Here is a 22,654-nt window from a genome sequence, read left to right as displayed (position 1 = left end):
AAATCAACGGGTTAAGGCTAAATGCGCCGCGCCTGCCAGTACACCCGTTTCCAGTAAACGTTATCGAGCGAGGAGCGGATCACCCCGCGGCTGGTCGAAGCGTGGATAAATTGGTCGTTGGTATCGTAAATGCCGACGTGCAGACCGTTCTCACCGCCGCCGGTTTTGAAAAACACCAGATCGCCCGGCATCAGTTCGTCGCGCGAGACCTTGGTGCCCAGCGAGGTTTGCTCTTCGGTCGAACGGGGCAGCTGCATATCGAAGCGATCGCGGAACGTGCGGTAAACAAAGCCGGAGCAATCCACGCCGCCGCGATCCAGGCCACCGTAACGGTATGGCGTGCCGTACCACTGGCGCAGTTGTTCATTGAGCTGAGCCACCACCACGATAGAATCCGCCAGGCGGCCGCTGGGTGGCGGCGCATGGCTGCTGCAACCGGCGAGGATTAAACTGGCTAATAAAAACCACACACGCATCCGCATAATATCCCTTCATTGAACACGTTGCCGCATTATGCCATTCGGTACACCACTACACTGCCTGCGAGGCAAAGCCGGCACCACGTAAGGAAAGCGCTATTTCGCGTTAATTTATCTCCCGCACGGGGAAAAAGGCAAGCGCCATGAGGGAGATAATAGCAGGATCGCCGGTTTTGGCCCTATTGCGGCGATTTGGTCTCGGATTTGCTGTTAATCAGCCAGACGCCGAACAGAATAAACAGCGTGCCCAACGTTTTCAGCAGCGTAGCGGATTCGTTAAACCACGGCAGGATCACCGCCGCCAGGTAAACCAGCGCATAGCTGACGCTCAGCAGAGGATAAGCGCGGTTTAACGGCAGATGGCGCAGCGCAAAGAACCAACACAGCATCGACAGCGCATAGCCAAAGATGCCGCCGCCCACCGCCAGCAGCGGCAGCCAGTAGTCGCCGATCAGCGTCAGCGAGACGTCGGCGAACGACATCAGCGGGATCTGAACCATGCCCCACTTCATCAGCAACTGCGCCAGCGTCACCAGCAGTACGCTGGCGGCGCCCCAGGCATAGCCCTTCATGAATGCACGCTCATCAGCAGGATCCCCAGCATAATCGACGCCACGCCACACCAATGGCGCGCGGTCGTCGGCTCGTGAAACAGCCAGCGCGCGGCCAGCGTCACCATCACGAAGTTAAGGCTGAGCATCGGGTAAGCCAGGCTGAGCGGCAGGCGTTGCAGCACATTGAGCCACACCGCCATGCCCAGCCCCAGCAACAGCACCGCCAGCGCCAGCCAACGCAGCGTCTGCTTGAGCCGCGCCTCGTCCGCCCGTTCCCAGCAGTGCGCCGCCTGCTTCTGGCACAGCTGCCCACCACAGGTGAGCAGACTGACCACTATCACCAACAGAAAACCGATCATGGTTGCTGTTTATACCACATCAGCACCAGACGGTTCATGCGATCCACCTTATCTGCGGCAGGCAGTTCCTGCGGCAGCGCTTCGCCGCGGGAGAGCTGCAACACCAGCGACACATTCCCCTGCTTGCGCGCCTGCGCCAGCCACTGCGGGAAGTCGGCGTCGCTGATCAGGTGCCCTTTGGCGTCCGGATACTCCAGACCATAGGCCACCTCGCCTTTCTGGCTGTACATCAGCACGTCGCTGCGCTTGAGTTCCCAGGCCAGGCCGGCCGCCACCCCGACGCTGTCGGTCAGCACGTAACGGCTGTCGCCCAGTTCGGCCATCGTGGCGCGGGCGAAGTTCTGCGGCAGTTTGGAATCGGTCACCTGCTGCGGAATCGCGTAACCGATCACCAGGCACAGCAGCACCGGGCAAGCGGCCGCCCAACGCCATTGGCGGCCGTTATCGCGCGCGGAGACCAGCGCGAACAGCAGCCAACCGCCGAACGCGATCAGGCCGAGTACCACTTTCGGCCACTCCTGCGGAGTAAACAGATGCGCTTTCGGCAGCAAACCGGAGCTCAACACCACCAGCGCCACGATGCCAATCAGCCCGAACAGGCCGTTCAGCCAGGCGTTGGCCTTAAACAGCCTGGCGCGCAGCGTGGCGGCATAGTCTTCCGCATAGGCGGTCATCAGCAGCGCCAGCGGCGCCATGCACGGCAGAATATAGGTCGGCAGCTTGCCTTTGGCGATGCTGAAGAAGATCAGCGGCATCATCGCCCAGCTCAGCAGGAAGAACAGCTCCGGGCGCTGCACGCGTTCGCGCCAACCTTTGAGCAGCGCGCCGGGCAGCAGCGCCAGCCACGGCAACACCGCCGCCAGCAGGATCGGCAGGTAATACCAGAATGGCGCCTTGTGCTGGGCGTTATCTTCGGCGAAGCGCTGAATGTGTTCGACCCAGAAGAAGTAATTCCAGAAATCGGGCTCACGTTGCGCGATCGCCAGCGCCCACGGCAGGCTGAGCAATGTGGCGGTCACGATCGCCACCGGGCCGTAGCACAGCAGATCCTTGATGCGACGTTGCTGAATGACAATCGGGATCACCGCGATCACCGGCACCGCCAGCGCCAGGAAGCCCTTGGTCATAAAGCCCATGCCGCAGGCCAAGCCCAGCAAGGCGTAGGCGCCCAGCTTGCCTTTGACCGAGGTGGCTTTCAGCGTCAGGTAATAGCTGACCATCGCCGCCGCCAGCCACAGCGAAATCATCGGATCCAGCACGCTGTAGGTGCCGATGCTGAAAACCAGCACCATCGACAGGAACATCAGCATCGCCAGGCTGGCGCGGCGCGCATTGCGCCACATCAGCATCGCCAGCGCGAACACCAGCAGCGCGGTCATGCCGGTGCTGAACACCGAGCCGAACCGCACCGCAAAGTTGTTTTCTCCGAACAGCCACTGGCTGATGTTATTGAACCAGTATCCCGCTACCGGCTTCTCGAAATAGCGCAGCCCCAGCAGGTGCGGCACCACCCAATCGCCGCGTTGCAGCATTTCACGGCTGATCTCGGCATAACGCGTTTCATCCGGCTGCCACAACAGGCGACCGTTAAGCGGGATCAGATAGACCAGAGCAAAAAAAACGGCCAGCAGAATGGCCCAGGATCCTTTTAGCGCCTTCATGTAACGTCCTTCACATCGGTTTGACAGCCCAGCCAACCTTCGCGGCCGGGGAAAGGAGCGCGCTTGATGCGGCCCAACGGCAGTGACGCCAAATCTTGCGGTAACAGCGCGCTCAGCGGGCAGAATTCGATGCCCTGCTGCCGTGCGCGTTGCAATAACTGTTCGAACATCGCCGCTTGCGACATGCCTTCCACTTCGGTGTGAATGGTGTACACCGGTACGCCGCGATCGTTCTCGATGGCGCGCAGAATGTAGTCGTTAAAGTCGGCCATGCTGACTTCGCTGCCGATCACTTCGTCGAAGGTCGGCAACGTCACCGGGATCTGCACCGTACCGTGACGCCCGTCGCTCAGCACCGGACGGAACGGATGGGTGCCGCGGCAATCGCTGTTGTAATGGAAGCCGAAGCGCTGCTTGACCTCCAGCACGCGCGTGTCGGCACGCCACCCTGCTACGGCGGAGCATTTCACCGGCTGGCCGGTGCTGGCGCTCAGGGCATCGACGCCCCGCTGCACCTGTTCGGTCAGCTGCGCCTCGCTCCATTTGCCGACGTTGGCCTGCCATCCCTGGTGATCCCAGGCGTGCAGCCCGACTTCATGGCCGGCTTCGGCGGTGCGCTTCATCAGCGGCCCCAGCGCGCGTGAAATGTTGCGCCCCGGCCACGCGGTGCCGGCCAGCAGAATATCCAGGCCGTACAGCGAAGCGGCGTTCGAGCGCAGCATTTTCCACAGAAATTTCGGACGCAAAAGGCGCCAAAGATGGCGCCCCATGTTGTCCGGTCCCACGCTGAAGAAGAAGCTGGCCTGAATGTCGTACTTTTCGAACAGGTCCAGCAACTGCGGCACCCCTTCACGGGTGCCGCTGAAGGTATCTACATCAACCCGCAGACCGACTTTCTTCATGCATCGTTCCCTTCCTGAACGGTAGTGCGCAGGAAGTAGTCCAGCGTATCGGCGACGGTTTGCTTCATCTCGATGGTCGGCTGCCAGCCCAGCAGGCGGCGCGCGTTCTTGATGCTCGGCGTGCGGTGCTCGACGTCCTGGTAACCTTTACCGTAGTAGCTGCTGCTCTCCACGTCCTTGAAGCCGGCAAACGGCGGGAAGCGGTCGCGCAGCGGGTGGTTGTTGAAGCTTTCCAGCAGCATTTCCGCCAGCTCGCGAATGCTCGCTTCGTTGGTCGGGTTGCCGATGTTGACGATCTGACCGTCGCACAGGCCGTCGCGGTTCTCAATGATGCGGAACAGCGCTTCGATGCCGTCGTTGATGTCGGTGAAGCAACGCTTCTGTGCGCCGCCGTCCATCAGTTTGATCGGCGAACCTTCTACCAGGTTGAGGATCAGCTGGGTGATGGCGCGGGAAGAACCGATGCGCGCGGCGTCCAGGTTATCCAGACGCGGCCCCATCCAGTTGAACGGACGGAACAGCGTGAACTTCAGGCCTTCTTTGGCGCCGTAAGCCCAGATCACCCGATCCAGCAGCTGTTTGGAGACCGAGTAGATCCAGCGTTGTTTGTTGATTGGCCCGACGATCAGACGCGAATGGTCTTCATCGAACTCTTTGTCGTCGCACATGCCGTACACTTCTGAGGTGGACGGGAAGATGATGCGCTTGTTGTATTTCACGCAGTCGCGAACGATCTTCAGGTTCTCTTCGAAGTCCAGCTCGAACACACGCAGCGGGTTACGGGTGTATTCGATCGGCGTCGCGATCGCCACCAGCGGCAGCACCACGTCGCATTTCTTGATGTGATACTCGATCCACTCGGAGTGGATGCTGATGTCGCCTTCCACGAAGTGGAAGCGCGGGTTGTCGAGGAAGCGGCTGATGGCGTCAGAGCCGATATCCAGACCGTAGATGTCGTAACGATCGTCGCGCAGCAGACGCTCGGTCAGGTGGTTGCCGATGAAACCGTTGACCCCGAGGATCAGCACGCGGGTGCGGCGTTTCATCACGGCGTTGGGCTTGGCGGCCAGACGCACGTCGGTGACGATGCCCATTTCCTGCGCCAGGCGGCTGCCCTGCACGTACAGGCCACTTTCGTTCTGCCCGGCGACGATTTCCAGCGCGCCTTCGCCACAGGCGATGACCAGCGGGGCGGTGCTCAGCACGGTGCCCGGTTGTTTATCGTGTTGGGTATCCAGCACGCGGGAACGCCAGACGATCAGCTTGCGCTGGCCGAGGTAGCTGAATGCCCCCGGGTACGGTTCAGTGACGGCGCGCACCAGGTTGTTAATCTCTTTGGCGGATTTGTGCCACAAGATCTCGCCGTCCGCCGCGGTGCGGCGCCCGAAGTAGCTGGCCTGAGACTCATCCTGCTTGGTGAAGGTGGCGGTGCCGTTCTTCAGCTTCGGCAACTGCTCTTTCAACACGGCCTGCGCGGCTTCCAGCACTTTTTTGTGCAGCGTCAGCGCGGTGTCGTTGTCGGCGATAGCCACTTTCTGCTGGCCCACAATGTCGCCGGCGTCAGGGCGTTTCACCATTTTGTGCAGGGTGGCGCCGGTTTCGGTTTCGCCATTCACCAACGCCCAGTTCACCGGCGCGCGGCCACGGTAGCGCGGCAGCAGCGAACCATGCAGGTTGAAACCGCCCAACGGGGCCAGCGACAAGATCTCGTCGCTCAGCATGTGACGGTAGTAGAACGAGAAGATCACGTCCGGCTGCAGTTCGCGAATGCGATCAACCCACAGCGGGTGGTTCACGTCTTCCGGCGCATAGACCGGCAGATCCAATTCGGCGCCCAAACGGGCCACGGAGGAGAAGAAGTTGTTCTCACCTGGGTCGTCGGTGTGCGTGAACACAGCCTGCACGTCATAACCCGCCTCAGTCAGCGCTTTCAGACCTGCGCAGCCAATATCATGGTAAGCAAATACAATAGCTTTCATCATTCTTCTTCCTGAGTATTGTGGTCTTGCTGTACGCCGACCACTTTCTGAACAAAATAGCGAGGACGTGCGCGCACGTCGGTATAGATGCGGCCGATGTATTCACCCAGCAGCCCCATGCCGACAAACTGGGCGCCGATAAAGGTGAACAGGACGGCGAAAAGCGTGAACACGCCGCCGGCGGCCCATTCAGGACCGAGCAGCAGACGCAGCGCGATCAGCACCAGCGCCAACACGAACCCGGACAGCGCCACGATGCTGCCGACCACGCTGAGCAAACGCAGCGGCGTAGTGGTCAGACAGGTGATCAGGTCATACATCAGGTTGATCAGCTTCATCAGGCTGTATTTGGAGTCGCCGAACTCGCGCTCGGCGTGACGCACGTCGATCTCGGTCGTGCGACGGGCGAAGGTATTCGCCAGGATCGGGATGAAGGTGCTGCGCTCATGACAGTGCAGCATCGCCTCAACGATATGACGACGGTAGGCGCGCAGCATGCAGCCGTAGTCCCCCATCGATTTACCGGTGGCGCGTTGAATCATCATGTTGATTACGCGCGAAGCGCTTTTGCGGAACCAGGAGTCCTGACGGTTGGCGCGCACGGTGCCCACCACGTCATAGCCCTCTTCCGCCACGCTGACCAGCCGAGGGATTTCCTCCGGCGGGTTCTGCAGATCGGCGTCAAGGGTAATCACCAGATCGCCGGTCACCTGATTGAAACCGGCCATGATCGCCGAATGTTGGCCATAGTTGCGGTTAAGCAGGACGGCAATCACGTGACTGTCCGGCTTTTCGGCCGCCGCGGTCAGCATGTCAGCGGAGTTGTCGCTGCTGCCATCGTCGACGAGAATGATTTCATAAGGTTGGGATAACTGCTTACAGGCGGCGGTAGTGCGCTCCAGCAACGCAGGCAGGCTTTCCTGCTCGTTGTATACCGGGATGACTATCGACACTTTTTTGATCGGTTCAACGCGAGACACGTAAAGACTCCACAACAGAAGACAAGGCATTGACCACGCGATCCACATCGGCGTCGGTCATATCAGGGAATAGCGGTAAGGTGCACAGCCGCGCCGAGTTCCATTCGGTATTCGGCAACGACAGCTGCGGATAGCGCTCACGGTAGAATTTCTGGGTGTGCGCCGCACGGAAATGCAGCCCGGTGCCGATGCCAACCTCTTTCAGGCGCTCCATCAGCTGGTCGCGATCGAGGCCGCAGCGCTCGGCATCGACGCGCACCATAAACAGGTGCCAGGCGTGGTCATGCGGATAATCCGGCACGCCCAACGGCTGGAACGGCGAGCCTTCCAGCGCGCTCAGGTAGCGCTGCGCCAGCGCCTTACGGCGCGCGTTCAGCTCGGCGAAGCGCGACAGTTGCACCACGGCGATCGCCGCGTGAATGTCGGACAAGTTGTATTTGTACCCCGGCTCCACCACTTCGGCCTGCGGTTTGCGGCCAAGCTGCTGGCGATCGAAGGCATCGACGGCCAGGCCGTGGAACTTCAGGCAACGCAGGCGATCCGCCAGCGCATTGTCGTCGGTGGCGATCAGGCCGCCTTCGGCGCAGGTCACGTTCTTAATCGCGTGGAACGAGAAAATCGCCGTGCCGCGCGCGCCGACCCATTCGCCGTTGTAACGCGTGCCGACCGCATGGGCGGCGTCTTCGATTAACGGCAGACCATGGCGTTCGGCCACGGCGCGCAAAGCGTCCATCTGCAGGGGGGCGCCGGCATAATGCACCGGAACAATCGCTTTGGTTTTCGGGGTGATGGCAGCCTCGACGTCGGCGGCACTGACCATCAAGGTCTCACGGTCAACGTCGATCATCACCGGCGTAGCGCCCAGCAGTTCGATCATGTTGAGGGTGGAAACCCAGGTTTGGGAAGGGGTGATGACTTCATCGCCGGGCCCCACGCCCAGCGCCATCAAAGTGATGTGCATGCCTGCTGTGGCGGAACTGACGGCGATGGCGTGCTTACAGCCGAAGGTGGAACAGAAGTCGCTTTCCAGTTGCTGATTTTGCGGGCCGGTGGTGATCCAACCGGAACGCAACACTTTCTCTACCGCGGCGATTTCTTCGTCGCCGATGGCTGGACGAGAGAAAGGTAAAAATTGATCCATAGTTAACCCCAAACGTATCGGACTGCTTTTGATGACACTGTAAATCCCTTTCGTTTAACGAATATTAAACGCCAGAGAAGAATCGTTTCCGTGGATTAACTGCCAATGTAAGGCCGCAAGCTTAACTAAACCTTAAGACGAGACTTGTCATCAGTGGGAGAACTGATAGGAAGGTGCCGTCATCATTAATATAATTTTATTATGTAAATCAATTTCTTATATTTTTTAATAATTACTTACGTATTTTATTTTTGCCGAATCAAGCGTAGCACGTCATCGACGTTTTTCAAGAAAATCGGTATAAAAATGAGAGACCGCACAATATTCGCTGATGCTTATCTGACTATTTATATTCACTGTGTTTAGTTTCCGTTTACGTTGCGCCCCGCCCACTGGGTTAATTAAGCCGTGCGGGTCATGATCCAACGCTGGTCCCCTACCCATTGCAGCTGGAAATCCACTTCATAAATCTGCGACAGCAGTGCGGGCGCCATCACATCACGCGTGACGCCCTGCGCCACAAGCCGGCCGGCATGCAGCAACCAAACCCGATCGGCCTGCTGTAGGGTGTGATTCAGATCGTGCGCGCATACCAGCGCGCTGCGCCCGCTCTGGCAGAATTCGCGCAGCAGGCGATCCAGCGCGACTTTCTGCGCCACATCCAGGCTGTTGGTCGGCTCATCCAGCAACAACAGGCGGCTGTGCGGATTGACGCTGGGCCACACCTGCAGCAAGACCGCCGCCAGCCGCACCCGTTGCCATTCGCCTCCAGAAAGCTGCGTCAGCATGCGTGACAGCTTATCCACCAGCTTCAACCGCCGGCACAGATAGAGGATGGCGTGCTCCACATCGGTTTGCGTTGCCGCCGCAGGCCGGTGCAGCGCCAAATACTGAAACACCGGCATCAGCGACACCGGCGGCTGTTGCTGGCTGAGGTAACCGCGCCGGGATGCCAGTTCGCTCCCCGGATAATCGGAGAGCGCGCGTCCGTCCAGACGAACCTCGCCCAGCCCCGGCAGCATGCCCGCCACCCGCGCCAGCAGAGTGCTCTTCCCGGCGCCGTTTGGGCCGATCAGGTGAACCTGCAACCCGCCGTCAATCTGTGCCGAAAAAGGCGCCAGGCGCCCCGCCACCCCAACCTCAACGAGTTGCAGCATCCGTCTTACCCTGCCAGCGCTTGTTTCACCGCCGCCACCAGCGCCGGATCTTCCGGCGTGGTGTCAGGCGAGAAGCGCTGGATCACCGTGCCGTCGCGCGCGATGAGGAATTTCTCGAAGTTCCACAAAATATCGCCGGCGTGCTTCGGCGCACGCCCTTTGCTGGTCATCCGCGCCAGGAATTCGCTGCCCTGCGGCGCGACAGCAGCCGGCTGCGCGGCAATCAGCGCCTGATACAGCGGATGACGGTGTTCGCCGTTCACCTCAATCTTGGCGAACATCGGGAATTGCACGCCGAAAGTGCCGCGGCAAAACGCCAGGATCTCTTCGTTGCTGCCCGGCTCCTGCCCCAGGAATTCATTGGACGGGAACCCCAGCACTTCCAGCCCCCGATCGCGATAGGTTTCGTACAGCGCTTCCAGCCCTTCATATTGCTTTGTCAGGCCGCACTCCGAGGCCACGTTGACCACCAGCAGCACCTTGCCCTGATAGGCTCCCAGCGTGGTAGCCTGATTTTCGATGGTCTGTAACGGCAGGTTATAAATTGGATTGCTCATCGGTTGTCATCCTGTAGTTTTTTAATGGCAGGTGAATGAAGAAAACTACCTTACGCCTTTTGCCCGGGTCAGTAACCAGATAAATAGCGGCGCTCCCAGCGTAGCGGTCACCACGCCGATCGGCAGTTCGGCCGCCAGCAGCGCAACGCGGGCAATCACATCGGCCACCAGCAACACGCCGGCCCCCGCCAGAGCGCAGGCAGGCAACAGATAGCGTTGGTCGGTCAGGCCGGTGAGCCGCAAAATATGCGGGATCACCAGCCCGACGAAGCCGATCACCCCGGCGAGCGCCACGCTGACGCCCACCAGCCAGCCGATCGCCAGCACCAGCAGGTTGCGCCACAGATGCAGCGACAGCCCGAGCTGCCGCGCCTGCACCTCGCCCAGCGCCATCAGGTTAAGCGCTCGCCCTTGGCCGCACAGCCACAGCAGCACCGGCAGCAGCGCCAACACCAGCCACTTTTGGCGCCAGTCGACGCCGCCGAAGCCCCCCATCATCCAGTACATCAACTGCCGCAGATCGAGACTGGTGCTGAAATAGACCGCCCAGGTCATCAGCGCGCTGCACACGATGCCCAGCGCCACTCCCACCAGCAACAGCCGCGCATTGGTCAGGCGGCGCCGGCGAGCGAAGCCCAGCAGCAAGAACGTCATCGCCAGCGCGCCTGCTATCGCGGCGGCGCTCATCAGCGCTACCGGCAGCAGACCGTGACCCAGCAGCACCGTCAGCACCAGCGCAACGCCGGCGCCGTTCGCCACCCCCAGCAGGCCAGGTTCCGCCAACGGGTTTTCAAACAGCGCCTGCATCACCGCCCCGGCTACCGCCAGGGCTGCGCCGACCAACATCACCGCCAGCGCACGCGGCAATCGCAGTTGCCAGACGAACAGCTGCGCCCGATCGCTGAACCATTCTGACGGCCATATCCATCGATCGCCGGCGCAAAGGCTAAACAGCAATGCCAGCACCACACCCAGCGCCAACAGAATGACCTGGCGTTTATCGCGGTAACGTTGATGTTGCAACAGTAAGGTGAAGGTACGGCTGGTTGGCATGGCGCGGCGATTCCCTGCCGGCCGCTGTCGTGGCCGGATAATTGACGTCTGAGTCAAATATTAGGGGGTTAACGCCGCAAGGGGAAGCCTTGCGTAAACGATGGCGCAGGAAAGCAGCGGCTGGCCCTGCCCGTCATCGCCAGGATGATGGCAAAACCAGCCGCCGATAAACTCAGGGATTAACGATGCTGACCGGGGTTGCCCTGCGGATAAGGCCGGCCGCGGCCGTCATCGCGCCGGTCATGGTCGCCGCGATCGTCATGGCGGCCATCATGATCACGATTATCGCGATCGCCGTGGAAAGGATTGCCGCTGCGCGCCGGCTCGCGATGCTCATAGCCGCGCGGCGGCGAAGGCTGCCAGCGCCCGCCGTCCCAGTACAGGCCGCGCGCATTGCGCTCCCCCAAACCGCGGCCCTGGTGTGCATGCCACCATTGCGGGGGACGCCAGTCGTAGCCATCCCAGTAGTAACCACGGCGGTCCTGATCCCCCAAATGCAGGGAAACGCCCGGCACGTTGATATCGACAGAGACATCGGCCTGTGCCGCCAGCGGCAGCAACAGCGGAAAACACACCAGCAACAGGATCTTTTTCATTTTGCCTTCTCACTCTATTTTTCTTGCTGCAGTGGTTATATCAGTGCGCTTATTTAGCGACTATCTCACCGATGCCTATTTTCAGATCGTTTTCGACGGCCTTACACAATCCCGACACTGTTTGCCGACGTCTTTAATTATTATTGCCTCTGCCAAGGCTTAACGAATAACTGACATCGCTTAAGCGGCGCGACAATGATAATTAAACGGATCCCCACCGGAGGATAATAAGATGATTAAACGACTCGGTATGCTGCTGGCCGTGGTCGCCCTGGCCTCAACCCTTAGCGCCTGTTGCTGGGGCCCTCACGGAGGCGGCGGCCACCGTGGCGATGGCCCTGGCCATTATTACGGCCGTTATTGAAGTGAGAAATAAAAGCCACGCATTACATGAAATAATATATAAGAATATTCCGTAATTAAGGGCAATAATTTTCGCCGTGCCGACTTAACGGCTCAATGGAGTCATGTCTTATCGATTAGGAATAAACTGAATTTTGTCCCAGAAAAGAAAAAGGCCGCGCAAGCGGCCTTTTTTGATGTCACGTCACTCACCCTTTCGGGCTGGCGTTTTCTACCCGGCTTTTCAGCTTCTGCCCCGGACGGAAGGTCACCACGCGGCGCGCCGTAATCGGAATGTCTTCGCCGGTCTTCGGGTTACGCCCCGGACGTTGGTTCTTGTCACGCAGATCAAAGTTGCCAAAACCCGACAGTTTTACCTGTTCGCCATTCTCAAGGGCCCGACGGACCTCTTCAAAGAACAGTTCCACCAGGTCTTTGGCGTCCCGTTTGCTAAGCCCAAGCTTCTCAAACAGGTGTTCTGACATTTCAGCTTTAGTAAGCGCCATAGGTTCAATCCCTCAAGGATGCTTGGAATCGCTGTTTTAGAGCCTCTACGCATTTTGCAACGGTAGCGGCTATCTCCTCTTCTTCCAGTGTACGAGCGGTATCCTGCAATACCAGACTGATAGCCAGGCTCTTGTCACCTTCTGCCACGCCCTTGCCACGGTACACGTCAAACAAGTTTACGCCAACTACCTGATTTGCGCCAACTTTCTTACACTCGGCCAAAATATCTTCTGCGGGGACGTTTTCAGCCACCACAATGGCGATATCACGGCGGTTTGCCGGGAAGCGCGAAATCTCCCGCGCCTGAGGCACGGCGCGGCTCGCAAGCTTGTTCCACTCCAGTTCAAACACCACGGTGCGGCCGTTAAGATCCAGTTTACGTTCAAGTTCCGGGTGAACCACACCGATGAAACCAACGCGTTCGCCGTGCAAATAAATCGCCGCACTTTGCCCTGGATGCAGGGCCGGATTGGCTTCCGCCCGGAACTGAATTTCGGATAATTTACCGGTCAGCTCGAGGACAGACTCCAGATCCCCTTTTAAATCATAGAAGTCGACGGGCTTGCGCGCCAGATCCCAGTGTTCATCGTGCGTATGGCCGGCGATCACGCCCGCCAGCATGACGTCCTGACGGATACCCAGATCTGCCGCACTATCAGGCACAAAGCGCAGGCCGCTTTCGAACAGGCGCAGGCGCGTCTGCTGGCGGTTCTGGTTGTACACCACCGCGGACAGCAAACCGGTCCACAGCGACAGACGCATCGCCGACATTTCGACCGAAATCGGGCTCGGCAGGATCAGCGCTTCTTCATTCGGGTGCAGCAGCGCCTGCACTTTCGGATCGACGAAGCTGTAGGTGATCGCTTCCTGATAACCGTGATCGACCAGCATGGTCTTCACGCGCTTGAGCGTCAGATCGGCTTCGCGATGCTGGGTCATCACCAAATCGGCGCGCACCGGCACATCCGGAATGTTGTCGTAGCCGTAAACGCGCGCCACTTCTTCCACCAGATCCTCTTCGATCTCCATATCGAAACGCCAGCTCGGCGCGACCGCTTGCCAGCTGTCGCCCTGTTCGGTCACCTGGCAACCCAGGCGGCGCAGAATGTCGCTGACCTGCTCGCTCGGCACCACGTGGCCGATCAGGCGATCCAGCTTCTCGCGGCGCAGCGTGATGGTGGCGCGTTTCGGCAGTTCATTCTCGTGAGTCACGTCGATAATCGGGCCGGCCTGGCCGCCGCAGATGTCGAGCAGCAGGCGCGTGGCGCGCTCCATGGCTTTGTACTGCAGCGCCGGATCGACGCCGCGCTCATAGCGGTGAGAAGCATCGGTGTGCAGGCCGTGACGGCGCGCGCGGCCGGTGATCGACAGCGGGCTGAAGAAAGCGCACTCCAGCAGCACGTCCTGGGTTTCGCCGTTGACGCCGGAATGCTCGCCGCCGAAGATGCCGCCCATCGCCAATGCTTTTTGGTGATCGGCGATCACTAAGGTGTCGGCGTTCAGTTTGGCTTCGTTGCCGTCCAGCAGCGTCAAGGTTTCCCCTTCTTCCGCCATGCGTACCACGATGCCGCCGTCGATGCGGCTCAGATCGAAAGCGTGCATCGGCTGGCCAAGTTCCAACAGCACATAGTTGGTGACGTCGACGACGGCATCGATAGAACGGATACCGCAACGACGCAGTTTTTCACGCATCCACAGCGGGCTTGGCGCCTTGACGTCGATGCCTTTCACCACGCGGCCCAGATAACGCGGGCACGCCTGCGGCGCGTCAACGCGGATCGGCAGCGTGGCGTCAATCGTCGCGGGCACCGGGCTCATGTCCGGCTCGGTCAGCGCAACCTGGTTCAGTACGCCCACGTCACGCGCGACGCCGATGATGCCCAGGCAGTCGGCGCGGTTCGGGGTGACGCTGATCTCGATGGTGTTGTCGTTCAGTTTCAGATAGTCACGGATGTCGGTGCCGATCGGCGCATCCAGCGGCAGTTCGATAATGCCGTCATGATCGTCAGAAATGCCCAGCTCGGAGAACGAACACAGCATGCCTTCCGAAGGTTCGCCGCGCAGTTTGGCGGCCTTGATTTTGAAATCGCCCGGCAGCACCGCGCCCACGGTGGCAACCGCCACTTTCAGGCCGGTGCGGCAGTTCGGCGCGCCGCAGACGATGTCGAGCAAGCGATCGCCGCCCACGTTAACTTTAGTGACGCGCAGTTTATCGGCGTTCGGGTGCTGACCGCACTCGACAACCTCACCCACCACGACGCCATTAAACGCGCCGGCAACCGGATCCACGCCGTCCACTTCCAAACCGGCCATGGTGATTTGATCGGATAATGCTTCGCTGCTGATGGCCGGGTTTACCCACTCGCGCAACCAGAGTTCACTGAATTTCATGTGATATTCCCGCCTTACTTAAACTGTTTGAGGAAACGCAGATCGTTTTCGAAGAATGCGCGCAGGTCGGTGACGCCGTAACGCAGCATCGTCAGGCGCTCCATGCCCATACCGAAGGCGAAGCCGGAGTAAACTTCCGGATCGATGCCCACGTTGCGCAGCACGTTCGGATGCACCATGCCGCAGCCCAGCACTTCCAGCCATTTACCGTTTTTACCCATCACGTCCACTTCGGCGGACGGCTCGGTGAACGGGAAGTAGGACGGACGGAAACGAACCTGCAGGTCTTCTTCAAAGAAGTTATTCAGGAAATCGTGCAGCGTGCCCTTCAGGTTGGTGAAACTGATGTCTTTATCGACGATCAGCCCTTCCATCTGGTGGAACATCGGGGTGTGAGTCTGATCGTAGTCGTTACGATAAACGCGGCCCGGCGCAATGATGCGGATCGGCGGTTGCTGGTTCTTCATGGTGCGGATCTGCACGCCGGAGGTCTGAGTGCGCAGCAGGCGCGTAGCGTCGAACCAGAAAGTATCGTGGTCGGCGCGCGCCGGGTGATGCCCTGGAATGTTCAGCGCGTCGAAGTTATGGTAATCGTCTTCAATCTCCGGGCCGGTAGCGACGGAGAAGCCCAGCTCGCCGAAGAAGGTTTCGATGCGGTCGATGGTGCGGGTCACCGGGTGCAGGCCGCCGTTTTCCATGCGACGGCCCGGCAGGGAGACGTCGATGGTTTCAGCCGCCAGGCGCGCGTTCAGCGCGGCGCTTTCCAGCGCGTTCTTGCGCGCGTTCAGGGCGTCTTGCACCTCTTGCTTGGCCTGGTTGATCACCGCGCCGGCCGCCGGACGGTCTTCCGCCGGTACGTCGCGCAGAGACTGCATCTGCAAGGTGAAATGACCTTTCTTGCCAAAATATTCGACGCGCACCAAATCTAACGCGGCAACATCCTGGGCATCTTCTACGGCTGCCTTGGCATTGGCAACCAGCTCTGCGAGATGTGGCATTGCTTTCCTCTTCCTCTGGCCGGGATGGCCCTAAGTAATTGTTATCTATTATTCGAACACGCCTTTGAGCAATCTTCAAAGACTTTTCAATGCGTTGCTGGCCAGGCGGCTCGCCTGCGCGGCGCAGGGCCGGCTGAGTACCCGCCGTTCTCACCGCAACGCTTTGCAAGGCGGGACGATGGCCAAAAACAAAAAAGCCTCCACGAGGGAGGCTTAGGCGCTACTTTTCGTTTCTTTTCTTACGCGCAAAGCCTCCTGAAGTCAGGCGCTAAAGTAAAAAAAGAAACGAAAAATAGCTGCGTGCATGATTGCGGTACCTTGTCGATGATTGTCCACCAGTGATATAGCGGCGGGCAATGAAAGTCAATATTTGTCGCTGAAAACAAAGATTAAAAGAGGGAGCAAGCTCCCTCTTCTACTGACTTACGCCAGAGCTGCTTTCGCTTTCTCAACCAGTGCGCCGAAGGCCACTTTGTCGAAGACTGCGATGTCAGCCAGGATCTTACGGTCAATTTCGATCGAGGCTTTTTTCAGGCCGTTGATGAACTTGCTGTAAGACAGACCGTTCTGACGAGCAGCTGCGTTGATACGTGCAATCCACAGCTGACGGAACTGACGCTTACGTTGACGACGGTCACGGTAAGCATACTGACCTGCTTTGATTACTGCCTGGAAGGCAACACGATATACGCGCGAACGGGCACCGTAGTAACCTTTCGCCTGCTTCATGATTTTCTTGTGACGTGCGCGTGCAATTACACCACGTTTTACGCGAGCCATATGCTCTCTCCTAAAGTCTTATTCTAAATTCAAAAAAAAATGGCTTATGCGTACGGCAGGCACGCGGTAACCAGGACCAGATCGTTTTTAGACACCATGCCTTTCGGACGCAGGTGACGTTTACGCTTGGTTGCTTTTTTGGTCAGAATATGACGCAGGTTGGCATGTTTACGCTTAAAACCACCGCTGCCGGTTTTTTTGAAGCGCTTGGCTGCACCACGTACAGTTTTAATCTTTGGCATTTTAATTAAATCCACTTCGCATTGTTAAACAACGAATCAGTTGGGCGAATAAAACCCACACAGCGCAAGCGCCGCGCGGGTTCCATTACTTGTAAGCCTTACTGTTTCTTCTTAGGAGCGAGCACCATAATCATCTGGCGGCCTTCGATCTTCGTAGGGAAGGACTCGACCACTGCCAGATCCATATCTTCACACAGGTCTTTACGGACGCGGTTAAGCACTTCCATGCCGATCTGCTGGTGCGCCATCTCACGCCCGCGGAAACGCAGGGTGATTTTGGCTTTATCGCCATCTTCCAGAAAGCGAATCAGGTTGCGTAGTTTGACCTGATAGTCGCCATCATCGGTGCCAGGACGGAATTTGATTTCCTTAACCTGGATAACTTTTTGCTTCTTCTTCTGTTCTTTCGTCGACTTGCTCTTCTCGTAGAGGAATTTGCCGTAATCCATGATTCGGCAAACTGGCGGTTCGGCATTTGGGCTGATTTCTACTAAATCAACGCCCGCTTCCTCAGCTTTTTCAAGAGCTTCATTCAGACTGACAATACCAATCTGCTCGCCATCGACGCCGGTTAGGCGAACTTCTTGCGCGCGAATTTCTCTGTTAATGCGATTAGGACGCGCCGGTTGAACTCGTTTTCCGCCTTTAATACTTTATTCCTCCAGTTGATGAAGACTACGGCTGCGAATCTCTTTCAGCAGCTTGTCTACGACTTCGTTTACGTCCAGGCTTCCCAAGTCTTTGCCACGGCGGGTACGAACGGCAACTTTGCCTGCTTCGACCTCTTTGTCACCGCACACCAACATGTAAGGGACTCGACGTAAAGTATGTTCGCGAATTTTAAAGCCAATCTTCTCATTTCTCAAGTCCGCTTTCACGCGAATACCTGCATCCTGCAGTTTTTTGGTCAATTGCTGGACGTAATCAGACTGGCTGTCGGTGATATTCATCACCACCACCTGCACCGGAGCGATCCAGGTCGGGTAGAACCCGGCATATTCTTCGGTAAGGATACCGATGAAGCGTTCCATGGAGCCCAAAATGGCGCGGTGAATCATTACCGGCACGACGCGATCGTTGTTTTCGCCAACGTACGATGCGCCCAAACGGCCCGGCAAGAAGAAATCGAGCTGCACGGTACCACATTGCCATGCGCGATCCAAACAATCATGCAGGGTAAATTCAATTTTCGGTCCGTAGAAGGCGCCCTCACCCGGCTGATATTCAAACGGAATGCCGTTCTCGGTCAGCGCGGCGGCCAGGTCTTCTTCCGCACGGGTCCACATGTCGTCGGTGCCGATGCGTTTTTCCGGGCGCGTGGACAGCTTGACGGCGATCTTGTCGAAGCCGAAAGTGCCGTACACGTCATAGACCATGCGAATGCATTCGTTCACTTCGGCGCGCACCTGCTCTTCGGTACAGAAGATGTGGGCGTCATCCTGCGTGAAGCCACGCACGCGCATCAGGCCGTGCAGGGAACCCGAAGGCTCGTTGCGGTGGCAGCTGCCGAATTCGCCCATGCGCAGCGGCAAATCGCGGTACGACTTCAGGCCCTGGTTGAAGATCTGCACGTGACCCGGGCAGTTCATCGGCTTGATGCAGTATTCGCGGTTTTCCGACGCGGTGGTGAACATGGCGTCTTTGTAGTTTTCCCAGTGGCCGGTTTTTTCCCACAGCACGCGGTCCATCATGAACGGACCTTTCACTTCCTGGTACTGGTACTCTTTGAGCTTCATGCGCACGAAGGCTTCCAGCTCGCGGAAGATAGTCCAACCGTCGTTGTGCCAGAACACCATGCCCGGCGCTTCTTCCTGCATATGATACAGGTCGAGCTGTTTGCCGATCTTGCGGTGATCGCGCTTGGCCGCTTCTTCCAGGCGTTGCAGGTAGGCGTTCAGCTGCTTCTTGTCTGCCCAGGCGGTACCGTAGATACGCTGCAGCATTTTGTTTTTGCTGTCGCCGCGCCAGTAAGCGCCGGAGGTTTTCTGCAGTTTGAAATGGTGGCAGAAACGCATGTTCGGCACGTGCGGACCGCGGCACATGTCGACGTATTCTTCGTGGTGATACAGGCCCGGACGATCGTCATGGCTGATGTTCTCATCCAGGATCGCCACTTTATAGATTTCGCCGCGCTCAGCGAAGGTGTCGCGGGCTTCTTGCCAGCTGACCTTCTTCTTGATGACGTCGTAATCCTTATCGGCCAACTCGTGCATCCGCTTTTCCAGCAGATCCAGGTCTTCCTGCGTCAGGGTGCGATCGATGTCCACGTCATAATAGAAACCGTTGTCGATCACCGGACCGATCGCCATTTTGGTATCCGGCCACAGCTGCTTGATCGCATGACCCAGCAGGTGCGCGCAGGAGTGGCGCATGATTTCCAGACCGTCTTCGTCTTTGATGGTGATGATGGCCAGCTGCGCATCTGATTCGATCAGATCGCCGGCGTCGACCAGCTCGCCGTTGACACGGCCGGCGATACAGGCTTTCGCCAGGCCAGGGCCAATATCGCGCGCGACATCCATCGGGGAAACGGGGTGGTCGAAATGACGCTGACTTCCGTCAGGAAGGGTAATAACAGGCATTAATAATTCCTTATCTACAGTGGTGACCCACACGACAGATCACATGCAGTACGAAAATTGGATTTTGGGTTTGGTCAGCCAGGTTTCAGATCTCGCCCACAATTGCCAGATTGAAACCTCACTGGGTATACAGAATGGAACGCATACCTTCTCAGCCGCATTCGGCTAAGCGAATAGTATCACTAAAATTGTTCCGGATAAATAAAGCGCCGCCGCCCTCACACTTTCGCTCTATCCGGCGCAAACACGCCTTTCAGATAGCTAAGGGTGGCCAGCAGGCACAGGCCGTAGCCCAGCAGTTCGCATCCCTCTTCCACCATGTTTTTCACCACCCGGTTGTAACCGTCCAGCATCAGCGTTTGCCACAGCGCGCTCATGCCGAACAGGCGTGAAAACACCAGGATGCACAGCAGGCCGGCGCACATCATGCCGTAGCCGGGGTGCGACACGACATAGACCAGGCCGCGCGCCGTAGCCGCAATATGCCTTGCGGCATGCCACAGACAGGCCAAGGCGACCGCCAGCGCGAACCACACCCAGGCGCCGTGCCACAACGCATCGAAAGCGAAGTCCATCTCGCGGATCAGCATGCAGAGAAAGAAGCCGCCAACCAGCAGCCAGGCGGAACGACGCTCGGCCTGTCGCCGAGCCGCGGCAAAGAAACCGCCGGAGATGGCGAGCAGCAACAGCTCCTGCGCCGCTTCGGTCAACGAAGTTTCATGCACGAAGTTATGCAGCCAGTGCACATCGATAAACACCAGGCCGACCAATGCCGCCATGAAGGCGGCGGAAAGCGCGAATGCGCCGATTTTCCCCAGTAAAATATGCAGTTCTTGTTTCATAATCACACTCATTATTATTTACAGCGCATCTATGGTATCCACCTGTTCTCAGGGATCGTGGCAATTGATGCCTAATGCCCTGCGCCGCGCGAAAGGTGGTCGTTAATTACGCCGAAACAATAAAAAACCCCGGCACCTGGGCCGGGGTGAGGCCAGTCTTTCCTGGCAGTCACTTCATCGTCGTCAGTATTCCAGGCTCTCATCCCTATATCATCGAGACGCGCAAAGGAGCCTGAAGATTACGCCTGCGCAGGTGATACCGCGATACGGCGGACATTGGTGTTAACGCCCCACAAGCCGGCCAACGCACTGACCACTGCGCCAATCAACAGCGCAAAGAACGACCACAATGCGGCCCGCGACAATTCGTCCGCAGCAGCGGCAGCCTGTTCGCGCGCCTTCTGTTTCAGCTCCACATACTCCTGTTTTGCCTGATTGATTTTTGCTTCGGCGTCATCCAAACGCTGATTAACCAGCTGCGCAGTTTTATTTTTGGCTTCGACCAAATTCGTCACCGTCTGGTCCACTTCCTGCGGCGTCATATCGGTATTTTCCGCCAAGGCCTTTTTCAGGGCGTCTTGATCCACATCTTGCGAGATGGCCTCACCCTGTTTTTTAAGCTTGGCGAGCAGTTGATTAATAATGTCGTCGCTATTGTCAGGCTGAAGTGCCAGAGCTTTTACTGCGTCCGCCAAATCAGTTTTGGCCGCATTCAACTGCTGTTGCATGAATTCAGGCTGCAATGACGGGATACCGCTTTTTTTAAGCGCCGTAACCACATCGCCTTGCAGCTGTTCAGGTTCCAAGGTTGTGTCAATGCCCAACTTGTCAAACACTTTACCGCCGGCGTCCGCCAATCCGGATGCCCCTTTGCCAATCGCTGAACCGGCGCCGGAGAGCAAGCTGCCGGAGGTCGAAGCGATAGCGCCCAGCGCATTGCCGGTCGCCTTCACGGCAGACCCGACCAGCATCCCACCCAGCACCGCCGCCACAATCAGTGAGGTCGCCCATACCAGGAAGCCATGAATAAGTCCGTCATTAGCAGCCAAACGCCCGGCAATAAAAGCGCCGGCGGCCAAACTAATAATGATTGAAACAGCGGACCAAATCACTACAGTGGTACCGGCGCCGTTTATCGGATCGTCTGATGTCGGATCCACGATGGAGAATCCAAGACTGGTGCCTAACGTCGACAGCAACAGTGAAACAGCCAATACGGTGATCACGCCGCCGATGACGCTGCCCCAGGAGATTTTTTTCGCCGCTACCCATTCTTTTGCCACTTCCATAGTAAAACTCCTTTTAAGTTTTCGATTATAAAGAAATGCCAGAAAGCCTTACCATTATAGACTCGCTTCATCGATCAGGCGGTTAAAGGGTGAAAACAGTTAAAAATAATTAATGATAATGACTTCAGACGTGCGTTTACTTTCAGCGGAGCTACGCTGACAGGCCGCCTTAGCGTCACTATTCTTACGCTATCCACCAATGAACAAGGTCTTAGCGCACAACATGAACCGGTTACTCGCAGCCCTCATCGTGGCGTGCGCAGCATTGGCGACGTTATATGGGCTGGTGCATTTTGGCGCACGTTCGGTGCCGCGCGCGATTGCGGTCAACGAGGCGCCGCTGGGGTGTGAGGATGAACCTGAGCTCGCCGGCGAGTGCAGCGATGACGATGAGTCTCCCGCCGACGAATTTCGCCGGCCGGCGACGCTGAACGCCCGGGCCGACGGTTAATTAACGTTACGAGCTATCCCCATTGCCGCCAGGCGTACGGCAGGCTAGGCTGTTCAGCTCATGGGCCGCCGTTTGGCGGCTTGAACGTTGCACAGGGAGTCTATTTTATGACGGGTATTTTGCAGTTATTCCAGGCCATCGGACTGGGTTTGGTGCTGCTGTTGCCGCTGGCCAACCCGCTGACCACGGTGGCGTTGCTGCTCGGGTTGTCCGGCAATATGACGCGCGAAGAGCGTAATCAGCAGTCGCTGATGGCCTCGGTTTATGTGTTCTGCATCATGACGGTGGCGTTTTACGCCGGGCAGGTGGTGATGAACACCTTCGGCATTTCGATCCCCGGCCTGCGCATCGCCGGCGGCCTGATCGTCGCCTTCATCGGTTTTCGCATGCTGTTCCCGCAGCAGAGCCCCGAAGACGCGCCGGAGGTGGAGAGCAAGTCGCACGAGCTGCGCCACAAGACGTCGGCCAACATCGCCTTCGTGCCGCTGGCCATGCCGAGCACCGCCGGGCCGGGCACCATCGCGATGATCATCAGCTCGGCATCGAGCGTCAAAGCGAACTCGCTGGGTTTTGAACCCTGGGTGTTGGCCGTGGCGCCGGTCGCCATCTTCCTGACGGTCGCGGTGATCCTGTGGGCCTGCCTGCTCAGTTCCGGCGCCATCATGCGGTTGGTGGGAAAAAGCGGCATCGAGGCGATCTCGCGCCTGATGGGCTTCCTGCTGGTGTGCATGGGCGTGCAGTTCATCATCAACGGCGTGCTGGAGATCATCTCCACCTATACACCGGCCGCCTGACGATAAAAAACGGGCGCG

24 protein-coding genes and 1 other annotated feature are annotated in these 22,654 nt (G+C 58.3%); of the genes, 2 read left to right on the top strand and 22 right to left on the bottom strand.

Annotated features, from left to right (window positions below):
* Nucleotides 1-17 precede the first annotated feature (17 nt).
* The 22 genes from CPH57_RS07335 to CPH57_RS07235 all read right to left on the bottom strand — a co-directional run bounded on the left by CPH57_RS07335 (nt 18) and on the right by CPH57_RS07235 (nt 21,391).
* The gene (locus tag CPH57_RS07335) at nt 18-482 is read right to left on the bottom strand and encodes an NlpC/P60 family protein (RefSeq protein WP_016927954.1); all 465 of its coding nucleotides are present in this window, start codon (nt 480-482) and stop codon (nt 18-20) included.
* A 176-nt stretch (nt 483-658) separates the two neighbouring features.
* Nucleotides 659-1,051 carry a 4-amino-4-deoxy-L-arabinose-phosphoundecaprenol flippase subunit ArnF gene (gene arnF, locus CPH57_RS07330; RefSeq protein WP_033642888.1) on the bottom strand — a complete coding sequence of 131 codons (393 nt, stop codon included), beginning with the start codon at nt 1,049-1,051 and terminating at the stop codon, nt 659-661.
* Nucleotides 1,048-1,392: a 4-amino-4-deoxy-L-arabinose-phosphoundecaprenol flippase subunit ArnE gene (gene arnE / locus CPH57_RS07325; RefSeq protein ID WP_033642887.1), complete on the bottom strand. Its 345-nt coding sequence runs from the start codon at nt 1,390-1,392 to the stop codon at nt 1,048-1,050. The genes arnF and arnE overlap by 4 nt, the downstream gene beginning before the upstream one ends.
* Entirely contained in the window at nt 1,389-3,053 is a 1,665-nt protein-coding gene (gene arnT, locus CPH57_RS07320) for a lipid IV(A) 4-amino-4-deoxy-L-arabinosyltransferase (protein ID WP_033652452.1), read from the bottom strand. The genes arnE and arnT overlap by 4 nt, the downstream gene beginning before the upstream one ends.
* Nucleotides 3,050-3,955 (bottom strand): 4-deoxy-4-formamido-L-arabinose-phosphoundecaprenol deformylase, encoded by a 906-nt coding sequence (arnD, locus tag CPH57_RS07315; RefSeq protein WP_033652453.1) that lies wholly within the window; start codon nt 3,953-3,955, stop codon nt 3,050-3,052. Before arnD ends, arnT begins: the two co-directional genes overlap by 4 nt.
* A complete protein-coding gene (arnA, locus tag CPH57_RS07310; RefSeq protein WP_033644264.1) occupies nt 3,952-5,934 on the bottom strand; it encodes a bifunctional UDP-4-amino-4-deoxy-L-arabinose formyltransferase/UDP-glucuronic acid oxidase ArnA in 1,983 nt (660 codons plus the stop codon). Before arnA ends, arnD begins: the two co-directional genes overlap by 4 nt.
* Nucleotides 5,934-6,914, bottom strand: coding sequence for an undecaprenyl-phosphate 4-deoxy-4-formamido-L-arabinose transferase (gene arnC, locus CPH57_RS07305; protein WP_033642884.1), 981 nt, complete (start codon nt 6,912-6,914; stop codon nt 5,934-5,936). The genes arnA and arnC overlap by 1 nt, the downstream gene beginning before the upstream one ends.
* The gene (gene arnB, locus CPH57_RS07300; protein ID WP_089196986.1) at nt 6,901-8,055 is read right to left on the bottom strand and encodes a UDP-4-amino-4-deoxy-L-arabinose aminotransferase; all 1,155 of its coding nucleotides are present in this window, start codon (nt 8,053-8,055) and stop codon (nt 6,901-6,903) included. Before arnB ends, arnC begins: the two co-directional genes overlap by 14 nt.
* A gap of 401 nt (nt 8,056-8,456) precedes the next feature.
* Nucleotides 8,457-9,212, bottom strand: coding sequence for a vitamin B12 ABC transporter ATP-binding protein BtuD (gene btuD, locus CPH57_RS07295; RefSeq protein WP_096242189.1), 756 nt, complete (start codon nt 9,210-9,212; stop codon nt 8,457-8,459).
* 5 nt (nt 9,213-9,217) lie between these two features.
* On the bottom strand, nt 9,218-9,769 hold the full coding sequence (locus CPH57_RS07290) for a glutathione peroxidase (protein ID WP_033642881.1): 552 nt from the start codon (nt 9,767-9,769) through the stop codon (nt 9,218-9,220).
* Between the two features lie 45 nt (nt 9,770-9,814).
* Nucleotides 9,815-10,822: a vitamin B12 ABC transporter permease BtuC gene (btuC, locus tag CPH57_RS07285; RefSeq protein ID WP_033652456.1), complete on the bottom strand. Its 1,008-nt coding sequence runs from the start codon at nt 10,820-10,822 to the stop codon at nt 9,815-9,817.
* 179 nt (nt 10,823-11,001) lie between these two features.
* Nucleotides 11,002-11,418 carry a DUF2502 domain-containing protein gene (locus tag CPH57_RS07280; protein ID WP_047026211.1) on the bottom strand — a complete coding sequence of 139 codons (417 nt, stop codon included), beginning with the start codon at nt 11,416-11,418 and terminating at the stop codon, nt 11,002-11,004.
* Between the two features lie 551 nt (nt 11,419-11,969).
* Complete coding sequence (ihfA, locus tag CPH57_RS07275; protein ID WP_004931414.1) at nt 11,970-12,266, bottom strand: integration host factor subunit alpha; 297 nt, start codon at nt 12,264-12,266, stop codon at nt 11,970-11,972.
* A gap of 4 nt (nt 12,267-12,270) precedes the next feature.
* Complete coding sequence (pheT, locus tag CPH57_RS07270) at nt 12,271-14,658, bottom strand: phenylalanine--tRNA ligase subunit beta (protein WP_033652458.1); 2,388 nt, start codon at nt 14,656-14,658, stop codon at nt 12,271-12,273.
* 14 nt (nt 14,659-14,672) lie between these two features.
* Complete coding sequence (gene pheS / locus CPH57_RS07265) at nt 14,673-15,656, bottom strand: phenylalanine--tRNA ligase subunit alpha (RefSeq protein WP_004931416.1); 984 nt, start codon at nt 15,654-15,656, stop codon at nt 14,673-14,675.
* A gap of 187 nt (nt 15,657-15,843) precedes the next feature.
* Nucleotides 15,844-15,966 (bottom strand) — a sequence feature (Phe leader region).
* Nucleotides 15,918-15,962 carry a pheST operon leader peptide PheM gene (pheM, locus tag CPH57_RS24620; RefSeq protein ID WP_121626058.1) on the bottom strand — a complete coding sequence of 15 codons (45 nt, stop codon included), beginning with the start codon at nt 15,960-15,962 and terminating at the stop codon, nt 15,918-15,920. Its footprint overlaps the feature before it by 45 nt.
* Before the next feature lie 113 nt (nt 15,967-16,079).
* A complete protein-coding gene (rplT, locus tag CPH57_RS07260; RefSeq protein WP_004931417.1) occupies nt 16,080-16,436 on the bottom strand; it encodes a 50S ribosomal protein L20 in 357 nt (118 codons plus the stop codon).
* Nucleotides 16,437-16,480: 44 nt separating this feature from the next.
* Nucleotides 16,481-16,678 (bottom strand): 50S ribosomal protein L35, encoded by a 198-nt coding sequence (gene rpmI / locus CPH57_RS07255; protein WP_004931418.1) that lies wholly within the window; start codon nt 16,676-16,678, stop codon nt 16,481-16,483.
* Nucleotides 16,679-16,776: 98 nt separating this feature from the next.
* On the bottom strand, nt 16,777-17,328 hold the full coding sequence (gene infC / locus CPH57_RS07250; RefSeq protein WP_048233542.1) for a translation initiation factor IF-3: 552 nt from the start codon (nt 17,326-17,328) through the stop codon (nt 16,777-16,779).
* A 3-nt stretch (nt 17,329-17,331) separates the two neighbouring features.
* Nucleotides 17,332-19,260 (bottom strand): threonine--tRNA ligase, encoded by a 1,929-nt coding sequence (gene thrS / locus CPH57_RS07245; protein ID WP_025159696.1) that lies wholly within the window; start codon nt 19,258-19,260, stop codon nt 17,332-17,334.
* 218 nt (nt 19,261-19,478) lie between these two features.
* Nucleotides 19,479-20,102, bottom strand: coding sequence for a hypothetical protein (locus CPH57_RS07240; RefSeq protein WP_069100113.1), 624 nt, complete (start codon nt 20,100-20,102; stop codon nt 19,479-19,481).
* A gap of 239 nt (nt 20,103-20,341) precedes the next feature.
* Entirely contained in the window at nt 20,342-21,391 is a 1,050-nt protein-coding gene (locus CPH57_RS07235; RefSeq protein ID WP_096242188.1) for a YrzE family protein, read from the bottom strand.
* 223 nt (nt 21,392-21,614) lie between these two features.
* Between CPH57_RS07235 and CPH57_RS07230 the strand changes: the two genes are divergently transcribed.
* A complete protein-coding gene (locus tag CPH57_RS07230) occupies nt 21,615-21,842 on the top strand; it encodes a hypothetical protein (RefSeq protein WP_150130711.1) in 228 nt (75 codons plus the stop codon).
* A 107-nt stretch (nt 21,843-21,949) separates the two neighbouring features.
* Nucleotides 21,950-22,636, top strand: coding sequence for a MarC family NAAT transporter (locus CPH57_RS07225; protein WP_016927970.1), 687 nt, complete (start codon nt 21,950-21,952; stop codon nt 22,634-22,636).
* The last annotated feature ends 18 nt before the right edge of the window (nt 22,637-22,654 follow it).

Origin of the sequence: Serratia sp. JKS000199 (genome assembly GCF_900215455.1) — a bacterium.
Lineage (GTDB): Bacteria > Pseudomonadota > Gammaproteobacteria > Enterobacterales > Enterobacteriaceae > Serratia > Serratia ureilytica.
This window is presented reverse-complemented; position numbering and strand designations above follow the sequence as displayed.